The sequence below is a fragment of the Mycobacterium persicum genome (assembly GCF_002086915.1).
In the GTDB taxonomy this organism is placed as follows: domain Bacteria; phylum Actinomycetota; class Actinomycetes; order Mycobacteriales; family Mycobacteriaceae; genus Mycobacterium; species Mycobacterium persicum.
In genome coordinates, this window is sequence record NZ_MWQA01000001.1 from 1,250,107 (window position 1) to 1,266,785 (window position 16,679).

A 16,679-nucleotide genomic window follows, 5' to 3' on the forward strand; every position below is an offset into this window, starting at 1 on the left:
CGACGCGGCGCCACCGCAACCAGGATCCGTCGGAACCGGTAGCGCCAGCCGATATGTTGGAGCCCGTGGCCCTTCCGAATCTCACCCGCGAACAAGCAATCGAACGCGCCGCCCTGATCACCGTCGACAGCTACCAGATCAACCTCGATCTGACCGACGGGCATGGCGGGCCAGGCGAACAGACTTTCCGATCCACCACCACGGTGGTATTCGACGCGCTCGCCGGCGCCGACACGGTGATCGACATCGCCGCCGACACCGTCCGCAGCGCCAGCCTCAATGGCGCGGAACTGGACGTCTCCGGCTACGACGAGTCGACCGGGATCCCGCTGCGGGGGCTGGCCCACCGCAACGTCGTCATCATCGACGCCGACTGCCGCTACTCCAACACCGGCGAAGGTTTGCACCGCTTCGTCGACCCCGTCGACGGCGAGACGTACCTGTACTCGCAGTTCGAAACCGCCGACGCCAAGCGGATGTTCGCCTGCTTCGACCAGCCCGACCTCAAGGCCACGTTCGAGCTGCGGGTCACCGCGCCCCGGCACTGGAAGGTGATCTCCAACGCCGCCGCCACCCCGGTAGACAATGGGGCGGACGACGGGGTGCACACCTTTGCCACCACCCCGCCGATGAGCACCTATCTGGTGGCGCTGATCGCCGGACCGTACGCCGCCTGGCATGACACCTACCGCGACGAGCACGGCGAGATCCCGCTGGGCCTCTACTGCCGGGCGTCGTTGGCGCAATATATGGACGCCGAGCGGTTGTTCACCCAGACCAAGCAGGGATTTGGCTTCTACCACACGCACTTTGGGCTTCCCTATGCGTTCGGCAAGTACGACCAGCTGTTCGTGCCCGAATTCAACGCCGGTGCGATGGAAAACGCCGGCGCGGTGACCTTCCTCGAAGACTATGTGTTCCGCAGCAAGGTCACCCGCGCCTCCTACGAGCGGCGCGCCGAGACGGTACTGCACGAGATGGCGCACATGTGGTTCGGCGACCTGGTCACCATGAAATGGTGGGACGACCTGTGGCTCAACGAGTCCTTCGCCACCTTCGCGTCGGTGCTGTGCCAAAGCGAGGCGACCGAGTTCACCGAGGCCTGGACGACATTCGCCACCGTCGAAAAGTCCTGGGCCTACCGCCAGGACCAACTGCCGTCGACGCACCCGATCGCCGCCGATATTCCCGACCTGGCCGCGGTTGAGGTGAACTTCGACGGCATCACCTACGCCAAAGGCGCGTCGGTGCTCAAACAGCTGGTCGCCTACGTCGGGCTGGAGCATTTCCTGGCCGGGCTGCGCGACTACTTCCGCGCCCACGCCTTCGGCAACGCCACGTTCGAGGATCTGATTGCCGCGCTGGAAAAGGCTTCCGGCCGCGATCTGTCGACCTGGGGTCAGCAGTGGCTGAAGACCACCGGGCTCAACACGCTGCGGCCGGACTTTGACGTCGACGTCGACGGTAGCTTCACCCGGTTTGCGGTGCGGCAGAGCGGGGCCGCGCCGGGCGCGGGTGAGACCCGGGTGCACCGGCTGGCGGTGGGCATCTACGACGACGATGTCGCCAGCGGGTCGGGCAAACTGGTCCGGGTGCACCGCGAGGAACTCGACGTCGCCGGTGCGGAATCGGAAGTGCCTGCGCTGGTTGGCATTCCGCGCGGCAAGCTGATTCTGGTCAACGACGACGACCTGACCTACTGCTCGCTGCGACTGGACGCCGAGTCGCTGCGGACAGCGCTGCAGCGGATCGCCGACATCGCCGAGCCGCTGCCCCGCAGCCTGGTGTGGTCGGCGGCGTGGGAGATGACCCGCGAGGCCGAGTTGCGCGCCCGCGAGTTCGTGGCGCTGGTGTCAGGCGGTGTGTACGCCGAGACCGAGGTCGGCGTGGCGCAGCGGTTGCTGATGCAGGCGCAGACGGCGCTGGGTTCCTACGCCGAACCGGGCTGGGCGCGTGAGGATGGTTGGCCGCAGTTTGCCGACCGGCTACTGGAATTGGCCCGCGACGCCGCGGCCGGCTCCGATCATCAGCTGGCCTTCGTCAACGCGTTGTGCGGGTCGGTGCTGTCGCCTCGCCACGTCGAAACCGTGGCCGCGCTGCTCGACGGTGACCCCGCCGAAGTGGGACTGGCGGGCTTGGTCGTCGACACCGACCTGCGGTGGCGCATCGTGATCGCGCTGGCAACCGCGGGCGTCATTGACGCCGACGGGCCGCAGTCACCGAGGATCGATGCCGAAGAACAGCGCGACCCGACCGCCACCGGCAAGCGGTACGCCGCCCAGGCCCGGGCAGCGCGGCCGCAATTCGAGGTCAAGGAGAGGGCCTTCACCACCGTGGTCGAAGACGACACCCTGGCCAACGCGACCAGCCGCGCGATCATCGCCGGCATCGCCGCGCCGGGGCAAGCTGAACTGCTCAAGCCGTTCACACCACGTTATTTCGAGGCGATCCCGGCAGTGTGGGCACGGCGATCCAGCGAGGTCGCCCAATCGGTGGTGATCGGGCTGTATCCCGGTTCCGACATCAGCGAGGACGGCATCGCCGCCGCCGACAACTTCTTGTCCGCCCCGGACTCCGAGCTGCCGCCGCCGTTGCGCCGGCTGGTGCTGGAGGGCCAAGCCGGCGTCAAACGGTCGCTGCGGGCCCGGCGATTCGACGCGGCCGAATAGCGCGCAGGTAGCGTCCGCGCCTGCATCGCGAACCGCCGCAGGTGCGTGCGACCGCGCACGGTCGCGCGCGGCTGGAACTACGCCGCCGAGATCCCGGCACTGATTACGCGGATCGCGCTGATCAGCCCGTCGATCAGGTGACCCTGCTCGAATGCCGACGACGCGGCGGCCACGCCGAGCGGCGCAGCCGACTCGGCACCGCGACCTCGCAACCCCGAGCCGTAGACCACCTCGATGACGGACTGGTTGGGTGAAACCGCGATCAGCACCGCGTCGTTGGGGGTGGGCACCTTCGCCAGAATCTCCCGCGCCCGTGCGGCGGTGTCCCCACCGAGATCACCCAGGTAGACGGCGAAGCGAGCCTTGGACGCCCGCGAGCTGTAGACCAGCGCGTCGTCCAAAGCCACGAGGTCCTTGGTCGGGAACGGATAGTGCACCGACAGGTCTCCGGGCTCGGTGACCCCGGAGATCCGGCCGCTGCTGGTGATCACCCAGCCCTTCGGCAGATCGGTGGGTTCGATCGTCGCAACGTCACCATGTGCCACTGGCGCCACCTCCAACCGAGAACTCTGACGAACCATGTCCGCCGTGGGAGCCACCGACGTCTTCGTCGGTCGCGGCCCACAGGATCGGTGGATGTGTCCAACGCTCCGACATTTCATAGGTCGCCGGGTGCGGTCCCTTGCGGGTGAAGATCATCAATGCCAGCACGACCACCAGCAACAGCGGGATTCCGACGAACAAGAGGTGAATCTCCATAGCGTTCACGACGCAAACCGTATCCCACCGAAGGCCGGTCAGGGCACTGAGGACAGCAGAAAATCAGGCTGCGCCTTCACCGAGGTATCGCTCCCACGACGGGTCCAGCTCTTTGACCGTGGACAGCAGCCGCCAGTGCTGCCCGGTCGGCGGCAGCGGCTTGCGGCGCAGTGACCAGCCGAGTTCGGTCAGCAGCTTGTCGCCCTTGCGGTGATTGCATGTCGAGCAGCACGCGACGCAGTTCTCCCACGAGTGCTCACCCCCCCGGCTGCGCGGCACCACATGGTCGACGGTATCTGCCTTTGCCCCGCAATAGGCGCAGCAGAAGCGATCGCGGTGCATCAGCGCAGCACGGGTCATCGGGACGCGGGCCCGGTAGGGAACCCGGACGTAGGTTCGCAGCTGGATGACCGATGGCACCACGATCGAGCTGGTCGCCGAGTGGATGACCGGACCGTCGGGATCGTCGTGTACCACGTCAGCCTTACCGCAGATCACCATGACGACCGCCCGCCGCATCGGCAACGCGGTGAGCGGCTCGTAGGTGGAATTCAGCAGCAATACCCGCCGGCGGTTCCAGATCGATGCGCTTTCTGAGCGGTTGGGTGGATGGGTTTCGACACCCAGGGCGGGTCGGTGGGAGTGGGCACTGTGCAGGCATGACGCGATTGCAGGCCCTGTTCCACCTGCCGCGGCACCGCCATTGCGATGGCCGCGGCGCTTTTTGCCCTGCGCCATAGATCCTCCGCGGAACAGTCCACCATGATTTATTGCCGACCGCACGCCAATTGCCTGGACCACGCCGTGTCGATCGGGTGAACACCGGGGTGCCAGCTGATCCCTGCCCGACGGATACCGCCGCTAGGCGCCGGCAGCGGCGGTAGCGGAGTGCAACACTGGCATCACTTGTCGAAATCCCGCTGCGCTTATCCGCCGGTCAAGAACAGGAGCTGACGACATGCCGGGTGATTCGGGTCCTTCAGGCGATCCCGGTGATCAGGACACGACCGCAGAACGCTACCGCCACACCGCGCGGAACCCGCTCACTCCCCGTGCCGCCGTGGCGGAACTGCTCGCCTCGATGAATCGCGTCATCGAAATCACCGAGCCGGATCCACAGTTGCCGGCAGCGCTGAGTTTCTCCCGATCCCGGCAAGCCGCGCTGGACGCCAAGCGCGGGATAGCGAAAGGATTGGCTGAACGAGATGCCGCCGATCGCGCGGAGCCTCGGCGCCGAGAACTGCCCGAACGGCTCCAAGGCGCACTGCGCGCGATAGATGACTGCATTTGCGGAATGCAGCACCTCGACGGGAAAAGGTTGGAGATCGCGGCCGCCGCAAGCCGGGAAGGCTTCGCGGTGGCATCAGACGGCTGCGTCAGCATCGGGACAGCAGCTCAACACTTGGCGGGCGACGAGGCCACTATGCGCCGCGCCCGCTACGAGCATCGCCTCATGTCGGTGCTCGCGGAGATGGCTGCGGTGCAGGAGCGTTCGGTGGCCACGATCGCCGAACGGTTGGGTGCCGACGAACCGGGGATACCCTGGTCTTTCATCGAGTGCGCCAAGGCCGGGGTCGAACTGAGCACTTTCGAAACGGGTGGCGCAGGCCTGCCGCCGTCGCCGCTGCGCGACCTGTTGGACCGGCTTGCTGCCGACATGGCGAGCGCCAAGCGACGATTTGGCTCCAATCTCTAGGATGCTCGGACCGGAGGCGAAGGTGAGATCGACATCACGCGACGTCGGCGATTCATAGACCACAATGGAAGCAATGGAACCGCAACAACAATCCTTCTACGACGCCGTGGGCGGCGCCAAGACGTTCGACGCGATCGTGTCACGCTTCTACGAACAGGTCGCCGAAGACGAGATCCTGCGTCCGCTCTATCCCGAGAAGGACCTATCGGGCGCCGAAGAACGACTGCGGATGTTCCTCGAGCAATATTGGGGCGGCCCGCGAACCTACTCCGAACAGCGCGGGCATCCCCGGCTGCGGATGCGGCACATGCCGTTTCGGATCACGCCGATCGAGCGCGACGCCTGGTTGCGGTGCATGCACACCGCGGTCGCCTCCATCGACGCACAGACCCTGGACGACGAGCGCCGCCGCGAGTTGCTCGCCTATCTCGAGATGGCAGCCCACTCGTTGGTGAACTCCGCGTTTTGATGGCCGCCGCAGTGGATCGAGAAGATCAGCCGCGGTCGTGGTGGTCGGACGCGGTGTTCTACCAGGTGTATCCGCGCTCGTTCGCCGACAGCGACGGAGACGGGGTTGGTGACCTCGACGGGCTCACGGCACGCTTGGAATATTTGCAGCAGCTCGGTATCGACGGTATCTGGATCAACCCGGTCACCGTCTCGCCGATGGCCGACCACGGTTATGACGTTGCCAACCCTCGGGACATCGATCCGCTTTTCGGCGGGATGGCAGCGTTCGAACGACTGGTCACGGCCGCACATCAGCGCGGCATCAAGGTCACCATGGACGTGGTGCCCAACCACACCAGCTCCCAGCACCCGTGGTTTCAAGCGGCGCTGGCCGCCGGTCCTGGCACCGACGCGCGGGATCGCTATTTCTTTCGCGACGGCCGGGGCCCGGACGGGTCGCTGCCGCCGAACAACTGGGAGTCGGTCTTCGGCGGACCGGCATGGACCCGGGTGACCGAACCGGACGGCAACCCAGGCCAGTGGTATCTGCACCTCTTCGACGCCGAGCAGCCCGACCTCAACTGGGACAACCCAGAGGTTTTCGACGACTTCGAGAAGACACTGCGCTTCTGGTTGGAACGCGGGGTGGACGGGTTCCGCATCGACGTGGCCCATGGCATGGCCAAGCCCGCTGGTCTGCCCGACGCCGCCGACGAAGCCAAGATCTTGCGCCACACCGATGACGACCCGCGTTTCAACCGCCCGCAGGTACATGCGATTCACCGCGATATCCGCGCGGTTATCGACGACTATCCGGGGGCGGTCACCGTCGGCGAGGTCTGGGTGCAGGACAACACCCGATGGGCCGAATATGTACGGCCCGACGAACTGCACCTCGGCTTCAACTTCCGGCTGACCCGCACCGAGTTCGACGCCATCGAGATCCACGACGCCGTGCAGAACTCGCTGGCGGCTGCGGCGATAGAAAACGCCACGCCTACCTGGACGCTGGCCAACCACGATGTGGGACGGGAGGTCACCCGCTACGGCGGCGGCGCGGCTGGGCTGCGCCGGGCGCGGGCAATGGCGATGGTCATGCTCGCCCTGCCGGGCGCGGTATTTCTCTACAACGGTCAGGAACTGGGGCTGCCCGATGTGGACCTGCCCGACGAGGCGCTGCAGGACCCGACGTGGAAACGCTCCGGCCACACCGAGCGCGGCCGCGACGGGTGCCGGGTTCCGCTGCCGTGGTCGGGCGACGCTCCCCCATTCGGGTTTTCGACGTGCGCCGACACCTGGTTACCGATACCGCGCGAATGGGCCGCGTTGACCGTCGAGATGCAACGCGCAGATCCCGATTCGACGTTGTCGTTCTTTCGGAGGGCACTCGAATTGCGAAGAGCGCGAACCGAATTCGAGGGCAGCCAACTCGATTGGCTGGACGCGCCCGACGGTGCGCTGATATTCCGGCGGCGTGGCGGCGGACTGATGTGCGCTTTGAATGCGGGCCGTCACCCGACGACCCTGCCGCCGGGTGAGCTGCTCATGGCGAGCGGGCCGTTGGTCGACGGACAGCTGCCGCCGGACACCGCGGCCTGGTTGATTTAGCCCGCACAGCATGGCGGACTACTGGAACCACAACACCGCCTATCACCCATGGCTGGTCGATATCGCAGCGCAACACCACGGCGACGTCTTGGATGTGGGGTGCGGTGAGGGCCTGCTGGTGCAACGGCTCGCGGCGGTATCGCAGCGAGTCGTCGGCATCGAACCTGACGATGCCACACTCGAGCGGGCACGTCTGCGGCTGCACTCGACGACCAATACATCGGTCGACCGCTGCGACTTTCAGGGCTTTACCGCACCCGAGCAAAGCTTTGATGTCATCGTATTCGTGGCCAGCATTCATCACCAGCCACTACGAGAAGCGCTGGCCAAAGCGCGCCGACTGCTCAAGCCCGGCGGCGAGCTGGCCGTCGTGGGGCTTGCGGCGAACACGACGATCCGCGACCGGGCGTGGTCCCTGCTCTGCATGCCCATCGTTCGCATCGGATCGCGCCTTCATGGCGAGACCCGTGACATCGGCGTACCGGTCACCGAGCCACACGAAAACTTCGATCAGATCCGGCAGGTAGCCAACGAGGTTCTCCCCAACGCCCAACTCCGACGGGGCCTGTACTACCGGTACCGTCTGCACTGGCGAAATCCGCCCTAGCAAAAGCCCTCTCGCGTCAGCGCAGCACCAGAGCGGGATGACCGCGCCGCCGGTACACCGACCCGAAGCGGGCGTCGAGCCGCAACCAGGTCGGCAGCACCCGGACCCGGATCATCTCGTCGGCGTCGATCACCTCCGCCGGCTGCGGCAGGAAACCCATTGCGGTCAAAGCGAACACACAGCGCATCGGTAGCCCGACGACGACATCGCCGGAACTGACCTGGATCACCTCTTGATCCAGCAGCGAGGCCGGCGGACCCTGAGAACTGCCGTATTCCTTGGCCAGCCGCGCGCCGGTCGCCGCCAGATCCAGCATCACCCGGGCCGGCACGTCGTCGAGGTGGACGAAACCGGACTCCGGGGGCAGCGCACCGCGCCACGCCGAGTCCATTCCATAACCTGGATCGACATATCCCGACGTGTCCATCGCCTCCAGTCCGCGCGCCAATCCGGCTGCCCCCACCGAAAAATCGTCGGGCCGCACTCTGCCGGCCACCACCCGGCTGGCCAGCACGTCGAAACCCGTTGCCACCCAAGCCGTCAGCAATCCAGCCGATCGTGCCCGGATACGAATGATCGCCGCGTCGTCGAGTCGCATCGCACGCTCGACGAACGTGGCCAGATCCGCGCGATGCGCCGGGTCAGTCAGCCACAGGCCGCGCTCGCCTCCGCCCCCGGTTCCCCCCGCCAACGCTTCCCCTATTCGCGAAGCCACCGTTGCAGATACTCCCGATGATGTGGGGACAGTCGGACCAACCGCTGTTCTTCGATATGGAACGCGGCCAGCTGTGACTCGGCGAGGACGGCCGGCTTCGAGTCCGGTTCCGCGTTGACCGACCGTACTTCGTAACCCAGGGTGAAGTCCACCGCGCGCAGCCGCTTCACCCAAATCGTCACTTGCAGCGGCGAATCGGAAAGCCGCAGTTGACCTTTGTAGCTGACCCGGACGTCGGCGATGAGCAGGCCGGTGGTGGTGATGTCGGCCGCGAAGGCGTCCCTGAGAAACGGAACGCGCGCCTCTTCCAGGATGGTGACCATGGTGGCGTGGTTGACGTGCTGGTACATGTCGATGTCGGACCAGCGCACCGGCACCGGCGCGACGAAACCGACACTCATGCGGACGCCCCGCGCCCGCTGGTGCGGGTCATCCGGCGGATTTGACGCGCCGCCACCGACAGCGTCGCGAGGTCTTTCGCGCCGCATTCCCGGATTTCGTTGAGCGTGCGGCGAGCCCGCTCCACCCGGGATGCGCTGATGTGCTCCCACTCGGCGATCTTCTGCTCCCCGCTTTCGTCGGGTTCGCCGACGGCCAGCACGTCGAAACACAACGCCCGCAGCGAGGCGTAGATGTCGTCGCGGATCGCCAACCGCGCCAACGCTTGCCAGCGATCGTTGCGGGGAAGCTCGGAGACCGCAGTCAACAGCCCATCGGTGCCCAACCGGTCCATCAGGGCGAAGTAGGTGTCGGCGACTTCAGCCGTGTCGATCTCGATGATGTCGGCGATGTCGATGATGTCGAGCAAGCTGTAGCGGTACAGGCCCACGGCGACCCGATAGGCCAAGTCGTGGGGTGCGCCTTGTGCGGTGAAATCAGCCGCTTCCTTCTCGACGATGGCTTTGTCGTCGCCGCGCAACCACTCCGACATGCGCGGCGTCATGGCCTTGACCTTCGCGGCGAAACGGTTGATCTCGGCGCCCACGGCCAGCGGCTGCGGACGATAGTTGAGCAGCCAGCGTCCGGCCCGGTCGATCAGCCGACGGGTATCGAGCGTCAGCCGGTCCGACAGTGCGACCGGCAAATTCGCCGCGCGGATCCGCCGCCAGAGGTGGTTCACCCCGAAGATGGCGTCGATGGCGACGTAGGTGCGCACCGCGTCGATCGGGGTTACTCCGACATCCTCGGCGAGCCGGAATGCGTAGCTGATACCGGCATTGTCCACCAGATCGTTGATCAGCATCGTGGTGACGATCTCGCGACGCAGCTGGTGCGAGCGGATCTCCGGGGTGAACCGTTCCCGTAACGGCCGCGGAAAATAATCGGGCAATCGGGACGCGAATACATCCTGATCGGGCAGCTCGGTGGTCAGCACCTCCTCTTTGAGTGCCAGCTTGACGTGGGCCATCAACGTAGCCAACTCGGGCGAGGTCAGGCCGATACCCGCCTCGGCCCGCCGCGCAATCTCTTTCTCCGACGGCAGCGCCTCCAATTCCCGGTTGAGTCCCCGCTCGGCCACCAAGTGCCTGATCTGGTCGGCGTGCACCGGCAACAGGCTGGCCGCGTTGGCGCGGCTGGTGCCCATCAGGTCGTTCTGGTCCTCGTTGTCGGTGAGCACCAGCCGAGCCACCTCGTCGGTCATCGACTCCAGCAGCTGTTTGCGTTCGTCGGCTTTGACCTTGCCCGCGGTGACCAGCGAATCGATCAGGATCTTGATGTTGACCTCATGGTCGGAGCAATCCACGCCGGCGGAGTTGTCCATCGCGTCGGTGTTGATCCGGCCCCCCGACAGATCGAATTCGACGCGGCCCAGCGCCGTGACCCCGAGGTTGCCGCCTTCGCCGATCACCTTGGCCCGCACCTGGTTGGCGTTGACCCGCACCGGGTCGTTGGCCCGATCGCCGACATCGGAGTCCGATTCCGACTCCGCCTTGATGTAGGTGCCGATGCCGCCGTTGAACAGCAGGTCGACCGGCGCCTGCAGAATCGCGCGGATCAGGTTGGGTGGCGACATCTCGGTGACGTCGGTGTCGATGCCGAGCGCGGCACGGACCTGCGGGCTGATCGGAATGGCCTTCTGCTCGCGGCTGTAGACGCCGCCGCCCTCGCTGATCAGCGACATGTCGTAGTCGTCCCAGCTTGATCGGGGCAGCTCGAACATCCGCCGCCGTTCCTCCCAGGAGGCGGCGGCGTCTGGGTCCGGGTCGAGGAAGATGTGCCGGTGATCGAAGGCGGCGACCAACCTGATGTGCTTGCTGAGCAGCATGCCGTTGCCGAATACGTCGCCACTCATGTCGCCGACGCCGACGACGGTGAAGTCCTCGGTCTGCGTGTCGACCCCGATTTCCCGGAAGTGTCGTTTGACGGCCTCCCAGGCACCCCTGGCGGTGATACCCATGGCCTTGTGGTCGTAGCCCACCGATCCGCCGGAGGCGAACGCGTCACCCAACCAGAACCCGTAGGACTTGGCGACGTCGTTGGCGATGTCGGAGAACGTGGCGGTGCCTTTGTCGGCGGCCACCACCAGGTAGGCATCGTCGCCGTCGCGACGCACCACCTCCGGCGGTGGGCTGACTTTTCCGGTCGCGTGGTCGACGTTGTCGGTGACGTCGAGCAATCCGGAAATGAACAGCTGGTAGCACGCCACACCCTCGGCGCGGGTGGCATCGCGGTCGGCGGCCGCGTCGCCGGTGGGCAGCGGCGGCCGCTTGACGACGAATCCGCCCTTGGCGCCGACCGGCACGATGACGGCGTTCTTCACCGCCTGCGCCTTGACCAGGCCCAGGATCTCGGTGCGGAAGTCGTCGCGGCGATCCGACCAGCGCAAGCCGCCGCGCGCGACCGGACCGAACCGCAGGTGCACGCCTTCCACCCGCGGCGAGTACACGAAGATTTCGAACTTGGGGCGCGGCAGCGGCAGCTCGTCGACCAACTGCGCGTCCAGCTTGACCGCCAGCACATTGCGGCTCCGGGCCGAACTCTGTCGTGTCACAAAGTAATTGGTCCGCAATGTGGCCTGAACCAGCGAGGCGAAGGCGCGCAGGATGCGGTCGGTGTCCAGACCCACCACCGCGTCGATGTCGGCGGCCACAGCGGCCGCGGCCGCCTGCGCGTCGCGCCGCGAGCCCGCCGGCCTGGGATCGAACATTGCCTCGAACAGAGTCACCAGCGAGCGTGCGGTCGAGGCATGCTCGTTGAGCACCGATTCGATATAGGACTGGCTGTAGGGGAAGCCGGCCTGCCGTAGGTACTTGGCGTAAGCGCGCAGCACGACAACTTGCTGCCAGGTCAGCCCCGCGCGCATCACGAGTTCGTTGAACCGGTCGATTTCGATCCTGCCCTGCCAGATTGCGGTGACCGCATCGGCGAACCGTTGTGCGGCCGCGTCCCGTTCGGTGGTCGTCGTCGCGCGCGGGATGGTTCGATGCGGCGAGATCTTGAACTGATAGATCCACACCGGCAGCCTGTCGGGACGGGTCACCGTGAACGGCCGCTCTTCGAGCACCTCGACACCCATACTCTGCAGCATCGGCAGTAGCTCGCTGAGCGAGGCGGTGGATCCGCCGAGGAACCAGGTCAGCTGCGCGAGGCCCTGTTCGTCGCGGTCGGAGAACACCAGCTTGACCGAGTCGTCGGTCAGCTCGTTGATGATGGCGATGTGGTTTATGGCATCGGTCGGACTGACCGCCTGCTTGTAGGCCTCGGAGAAGGCAGCCGCATAATGCTCGGCGTCGTTGTGTCCGACGGAGCCGTCCGCCGCCGCGCCGATCAGCCGGTCGGCCCAGGTGCGCGCGGCCTCGCTCAGCAGCGCCTGGATCCGGAGCCGGTTGGCCTCGGATACGTCCACCGAGCCGGGCGGGGAGGCCGCGTCGTCCTTTTCGGGCAACCGGACCATGAAATGCATCAGAGCCCAAGGCGATTCACTGACCCGTGCGGTGAATTCCAGTCGCGTCCCGCCGAACTCGCGGACCAGGATGTCCTCGATCTGCAAGCGCACAGCCGTGGTGTAGCGATCGCGCGGCACGTAGACCAGGCACGAGACGAAGAACTGCAGCCGATCCACCCGCAGGAACAACAAAGCGCGTCGCTGGGATCCAAGGTCCACCACGGCTTTGGCCATCTCCAACAGCCGCTCGGCGCTCAGGGTGAAAAGCTCGGGGCGCGGGACGGTCTGGATGACATCGAGCAACAGCTGACCCGGGTGGGTTGGGTCGCTGCCGGCCAACTCGAGGGCCTCCCGAACCCGGCGCGAAATCGCCGGGATTTCCAGGACATCGGCGTTCATGGCGGCGACTGTGAACAGCCCGACGAAGCGATGCTCGGTTACGCTGCCATCGCCGACGTACTCGCGCACCGCGATGGCATAGGGGTAAGCGCCGTAACGCAGGTAGCTGCCGACACGTGCCTGCGCCAAGACCAGCAACTTGTTTTCATCGGTCAGCCGGGGCCGGATGCCTGCCCGCGCCCGCAGCACGCCGAGGCCGCTGGACCCGTCGCCAATGACCATGCCCTCGTCGACCCGGCAGGGCTGGTAACCCAGCAGCAGAAAGTTGCCATTGCCCAACCAGCGCAGTAACGCCGCGACCTCCTGACGATCCGGTGCCGCATAGTGGCCCTCGGTGTCAGTGTCGACCGCCACGGCCAATTCGCTCAGGGTGGCGATCATCGCCGCCGCATCCGTCGCTACCCGCTGGACGTCGGCCAGGACCCTCGGTAACAGCCGTTCGACTTCGGTCAGGGCGTTGCGGTCCACCGAGGGCGCGAGCTGGACGAAAATCCAGGCCTCGCCGGTATACGGTGACGCGCCAGCCGCTTTGGGTTCGATGCGCAACAGCTCACCGGCGGGGCTGCGGCGCACATCGAACACCGGCGTCATGATGGCGGTGTAGCCCACCCCGAGCCGGTGTAGCAGCACCGTCACCGAGTCCATCAGCATGCTGCCGTGCTCGGCGACCACCTGCAGCGCCGGCCCGAATCCCTCCGGATCGTCCGCGTGATACACCGCGACACAGCTCTCACCGGCCGCGCGGTGCTGACCGAGCCGATAGTGCGCACCCAACATGCGCGGCGTCAGCAGCGAGTCGGGGCTCTGCGACCCGTCGTCCGATTGGCCCCGGTAGCTCTCCAGATAGGCCTGCGAGATCCAGTCAGGGACGTCAGCGGACCGGGTGAACGTGGTCCATGCCCCGACATCCTGCTTAACTTCGGGATCGCTCGTCATACCGACTGCTTTCACTTGGCCCACTCCTCAACACCCGTACCGGCCGCATCGTCGTGGGGCCCGGTTCAATTGGCCCCACTCCTCAACACCCGTACCGGCCGCATCGTCGTGGGACCCGGTTCAATTGGCCCCACTCCTCAACGGCCGCACCGGCCACATCGTCGTGGGGCCGGCAGACCTGACACTAGTCGCGCGTCAGCCTCCGGTGGGTAACTCGGTGTGGACGCGCGGCTTCGATACCGAGCCGTTCCACCTTGTTTTCCTCGTAGGCGCCGAAGTTCCCCTCGAACCAGAACCACTTGGCCTCGTTGTCGGCATCACCTTCCCACGCCAGGATGTGGGTGCAGGTGCGGTCGAGGAACCAGCGATCGTGCGAGATCACCACGGCACAGCCGGGGAAGTTCACCAGGGCGTTCTCCAATGAGCTCAGGGTCTCGACGTCCAGGTCATTGGTCGGTTCGTCCAGCAGGATCAGGTTGCCGCCCTGCTTGAGGGTCAGCGCAAGGTTGAGCCGGTTGCGTTCGCCACCCGAAAGCACCCCGGCCGGCTTCTGCTGATCCGGACCCTTGAAACCGAACGCCGACACATAGGCCCGCGACGGTATCTCGTTTTGACCGACCTCGATGTAATCCAGGCCGTCGGACACGACCTCCCACACGGTCTTCTTCGGATCGATGCCGGCCCGGGCCTGATCGACGTAGCTCAGCTTGACGGTTTCGCCGATCTTGACCGTGCCGCTGTCCGGTTCTTCGAGCCCGACGATGGTCTTGAACAGTGTGGTCTTGCCGACGCCGTTGGGCCCGATGACGCCGACGATGCCGTTGCGCGGCAAAGTGAAGGACAGGTCCTTGATCAGCGTGCGTCCGCCATAGCCCTTGTCGAGATGATCGACCTCGACGATCACGTTGCCCAGTCGCGGTCCCACCGGGATCTGAATCTCTTCGAAGTCAAGCTTGCGGGTTTTCTCCGCCTCGGCGGCCATCTCCTCGTAGCGCTGCAGGCGCGCCTTGCTCTTGGCCTGGCGCGCCTTGGCGCCGGAGCGAACCCAGGCCAGCTCGTCCTGCAGACGCTTTTGCAGCTTGGCGTCCTTGCGGCCCTGCACCGCGATCCGCTCGGCCTTCTTCTCGAGGTAGGTCGAGTAGTTGCCTTCGTAGGGGTAGGCACGGCCCCGATCCAGTTCCAGGATCCATTGGGCGACGTTGTCCAGGAAGTAGCGGTCATGGGTGACGGCCAAGATAGCGCCGGGATAGACGGCGAGATGCTGTTCGAGCCACTGCACGCTTTCGGCGTCCAGGTGGTTGGTGGGCTCGTCGAGTAGCAACAAGTCGGGCTTTGACAGCAAGAGCTTGCACAATGCGACGCGGCGACGTTCACCTCCGGACAAGTTGGTCACCGGCTCGTCGGGTGGCGGGCAGCGCAGGGCGTCCATCGCCTGCTCCAGTTGCGAATCCAGGTCCCACGCGTCGGCGTGGTCCAATACCTCCTGGAGTCGGCCCATCTCCTCCATCAACTCGTCGGAGTAGTCGGTGGCCATCAATTCGGCGACCTCGTTGAATCGGTCGAGCTTGACCTTGATGTCCCCCAAGCCCTCTTCAACGTTGCCCCGAACTGTCTTTTCGTCATTCAGCGGCGGCTCCTGTTGCAGGATGCCGACGGTGGCCCCGGTAGCCAGGAAAGCGTCACCATTGTTCGGCTTGTCCAGACCGGCCATGATCCGCAAGACGCTCGACTTACCGGCCCCGTTCGGACCGACCACACCGATCTTGGCACCGGGGTAGAAACTCAACGTGACGTCGTCGAGGATCACCTTGTCGCCGTGCGCCTTGCGGACCTTTTTCATCGTGTAGATGAACTCAGCCATGCCGCGGTATTGCCTTTCTGGTCTTGCCGGGTTATCCGGGTTATCCCGCCGACCATCCTAGGCACCGCCTACCGGCATCAAGCCGACAGCGGTAGCGCGGTGTGGTCGGCGGCGTTCTGGGCGGCAGCCGCGTCCGGGACGGAATCAACCCGGGCCGCGAGGTAGTCGTCGTTCACGACGGTCCCGGACTGCCCTGTCATTCCGGCTGCCGGAGCGTTCTCGGAACTCGGGCCAGTGTAGCTGGGCTTCTCGATTCGCACGAAGACCCGCGAGAGGTCTGGACCGACTGACGTCGCCCGCATCTCCAACGAGGACCGGCGATTGCCGTCGCGGTCCTCGTACTCGCTGGTGTACACGTGGCCCACCACGATCACCGGCGCACCCTTGCCCAGCGCCGCGCCTACCCCGCTGACCAGCCTGCCCCAGCAGTTCACGGTGATGAACAGCGAGTTGCCCGGCTCCCAACCACCGTCGCTGGTGCGTCGACGTGAATTGCTGGCTACCCGGAACTTGACGACCTCTTGGTCTCCGACCTTCCGGCGCTGGAGGTCGTTGACGATGTGACCGACGACGGTCAGCTGCGTTTCAAACATGTGACTCCACATTCCTTTCCCATTCGTGTCCCATTGGTGCGAGGTAGTACTCGCGCTGATGCCCATTGAGCCCCGGGTCACCGACAAACCAGCGACTAACGGCGCCGGCGAGAGCCCTGGCGAGGTAGGCCTGTGGAAAAGGCCGGAACTGGGGATAACTGGGGGACAGCAGCCCCGCTTTCGCCATGGCCCGAGTGCCACCAGTTACACCGCTTGGCACCGGCGGCTAGGTGAGTTGTGCCCAATCAGCGACAATTCCGTTGTGCGCCTTAACTTGTCGCCGGTAGCCGGGCAAGACGTCAGAACCGATCACAAACAGTGGGACAGTTGCGACCCGAGTTAGTCACGATTCGCAGCACCGGGTCGCTACAGTCCTTTGATCGCGGATTCGCTTGCTGATGCGCCGAGTGTGCCGTCAGGGCGCCGAGTGTGCGCTGGCGGCGCCGAGTGTGCCGTCAGGGCGGCCGATCGCGGCGGTTACCGCCCTACACACACAGCCA

Annotated in this window: 13 protein-coding genes; 5 read left to right on the forward strand and 8 right to left on the reverse strand. The window is 65.7% G+C overall.

Annotation, left to right across the window (positions count from 1 at the left end; genetic code table 11):
* Positions 1 to 65 precede the first annotated feature (65 nt).
* Positions 66 to 2,669 carry an aminopeptidase N gene (gene pepN / locus B4U45_RS05580; RefSeq protein WP_075548470.1) on the forward strand — a complete coding sequence of 868 codons (2,604 nt, stop codon included), beginning with the start codon at positions 66 to 68 and terminating at the stop codon, positions 2,667 to 2,669.
* 77 nt (positions 2,670 to 2,746) lie between these two features.
* On the opposite strand, the gene B4U45_RS05585 is transcribed toward pepN, so the two are convergent.
* The 3 genes from B4U45_RS05585 to B4U45_RS05595 all read right to left on the reverse strand — a co-directional run bounded on the left by B4U45_RS05585 (position 2,747) and on the right by B4U45_RS05595 (position 4,166).
* Complete coding sequence (locus B4U45_RS05585; RefSeq protein ID WP_075548380.1) at positions 2,747 to 3,214, reverse strand: DUF5130 domain-containing protein; 468 nt, start codon at positions 3,212 to 3,214, stop codon at positions 2,747 to 2,749.
* Entirely contained in the window at positions 3,201 to 3,428 is a 228-nt protein-coding gene (ctaJ, locus tag B4U45_RS05590; RefSeq protein ID WP_075542532.1) for an aa3-type cytochrome oxidase subunit CtaJ, read from the reverse strand. Before ctaJ ends, B4U45_RS05585 begins: the two co-directional genes overlap by 14 nt.
* 63 nt (positions 3,429 to 3,491) lie before the next feature.
* The gene (locus B4U45_RS05595; RefSeq protein ID WP_075548381.1) at positions 3,492 to 4,166 is read right to left on the reverse strand and encodes an HNH endonuclease; all 675 of its coding nucleotides are present in this window, start codon (positions 4,164 to 4,166) and stop codon (positions 3,492 to 3,494) included.
* A gap of 220 nt (positions 4,167 to 4,386) precedes the next feature.
* On the opposite strand from B4U45_RS05595, the gene B4U45_RS05600 reads away from it, so the two are divergent.
* The 4 genes from B4U45_RS05600 (at position 4,387) to B4U45_RS05615 (ending at position 7,789) form a co-directional block, all read left to right on the forward strand.
* Positions 4,387 to 5,124 carry a hypothetical protein gene (locus tag B4U45_RS05600; protein WP_075548382.1) on the forward strand — a complete coding sequence of 246 codons (738 nt, stop codon included), beginning with the start codon at positions 4,387 to 4,389 and terminating at the stop codon, positions 5,122 to 5,124.
* A 73-nt stretch (positions 5,125 to 5,197) separates the two neighbouring features.
* Positions 5,198 to 5,593 carry a globin gene (locus tag B4U45_RS05605; RefSeq protein WP_075548471.1) on the forward strand — a complete coding sequence of 132 codons (396 nt, stop codon included), beginning with the start codon at positions 5,198 to 5,200 and terminating at the stop codon, positions 5,591 to 5,593.
* On the forward strand, positions 5,593 to 7,182 hold the full coding sequence (locus B4U45_RS05610) for a glycoside hydrolase family 13 protein (RefSeq protein WP_075548383.1): 1,590 nt from the start codon (positions 5,593 to 5,595) through the stop codon (positions 7,180 to 7,182). The genes B4U45_RS05605 and B4U45_RS05610 overlap by 1 nt, the downstream gene beginning before the upstream one ends.
* A 10-nt stretch (positions 7,183 to 7,192) precedes the next feature.
* Positions 7,193 to 7,789, forward strand: coding sequence for a class I SAM-dependent methyltransferase (locus B4U45_RS05615; protein ID WP_075548384.1), 597 nt, complete (start codon positions 7,193 to 7,195; stop codon positions 7,787 to 7,789).
* A 16-nt stretch (positions 7,790 to 7,805) separates the two neighbouring features.
* Here the strand turns inward: B4U45_RS05615 and B4U45_RS05620 are convergent, their stop codons facing one another.
* The 5 genes from B4U45_RS05620 to B4U45_RS05640 all read right to left on the reverse strand — a co-directional run bounded on the left by B4U45_RS05620 (position 7,806) and on the right by B4U45_RS05640 (position 16,179).
* Positions 7,806 to 8,480 carry a DUF8010 domain-containing protein gene (locus tag B4U45_RS05620; RefSeq protein ID WP_075548472.1) on the reverse strand — a complete coding sequence of 225 codons (675 nt, stop codon included), beginning with the start codon at positions 8,478 to 8,480 and terminating at the stop codon, positions 7,806 to 7,808.
* Positions 8,481 to 8,488: 8 nt separating this feature from the next.
* On the reverse strand, positions 8,489 to 8,905 hold the full coding sequence (locus tag B4U45_RS05625; protein ID WP_075548385.1) for an acyl-CoA thioesterase: 417 nt from the start codon (positions 8,903 to 8,905) through the stop codon (positions 8,489 to 8,491).
* Positions 8,902 to 13,725 (reverse strand): NAD-glutamate dehydrogenase, encoded by a 4,824-nt coding sequence (locus tag B4U45_RS05630; RefSeq protein WP_075548386.1) that lies wholly within the window; start codon positions 13,723 to 13,725, stop codon positions 8,902 to 8,904. The genes B4U45_RS05625 and B4U45_RS05630 overlap by 4 nt, the downstream gene beginning before the upstream one ends.
* Positions 13,726 to 13,909: 184 nt before the next feature.
* Positions 13,910 to 15,586 (reverse strand): energy-dependent translational throttle protein EttA, encoded by a 1,677-nt coding sequence (ettA, locus tag B4U45_RS05635; protein WP_063470914.1) that lies wholly within the window; start codon positions 15,584 to 15,586, stop codon positions 13,910 to 13,912.
* A gap of 77 nt (positions 15,587 to 15,663) precedes the next feature.
* Complete coding sequence (locus B4U45_RS05640; protein WP_036392933.1) at positions 15,664 to 16,179, reverse strand: single-stranded DNA-binding protein; 516 nt, start codon at positions 16,177 to 16,179, stop codon at positions 15,664 to 15,666.
* Positions 16,180 to 16,679 lie beyond the last annotated feature (500 nt).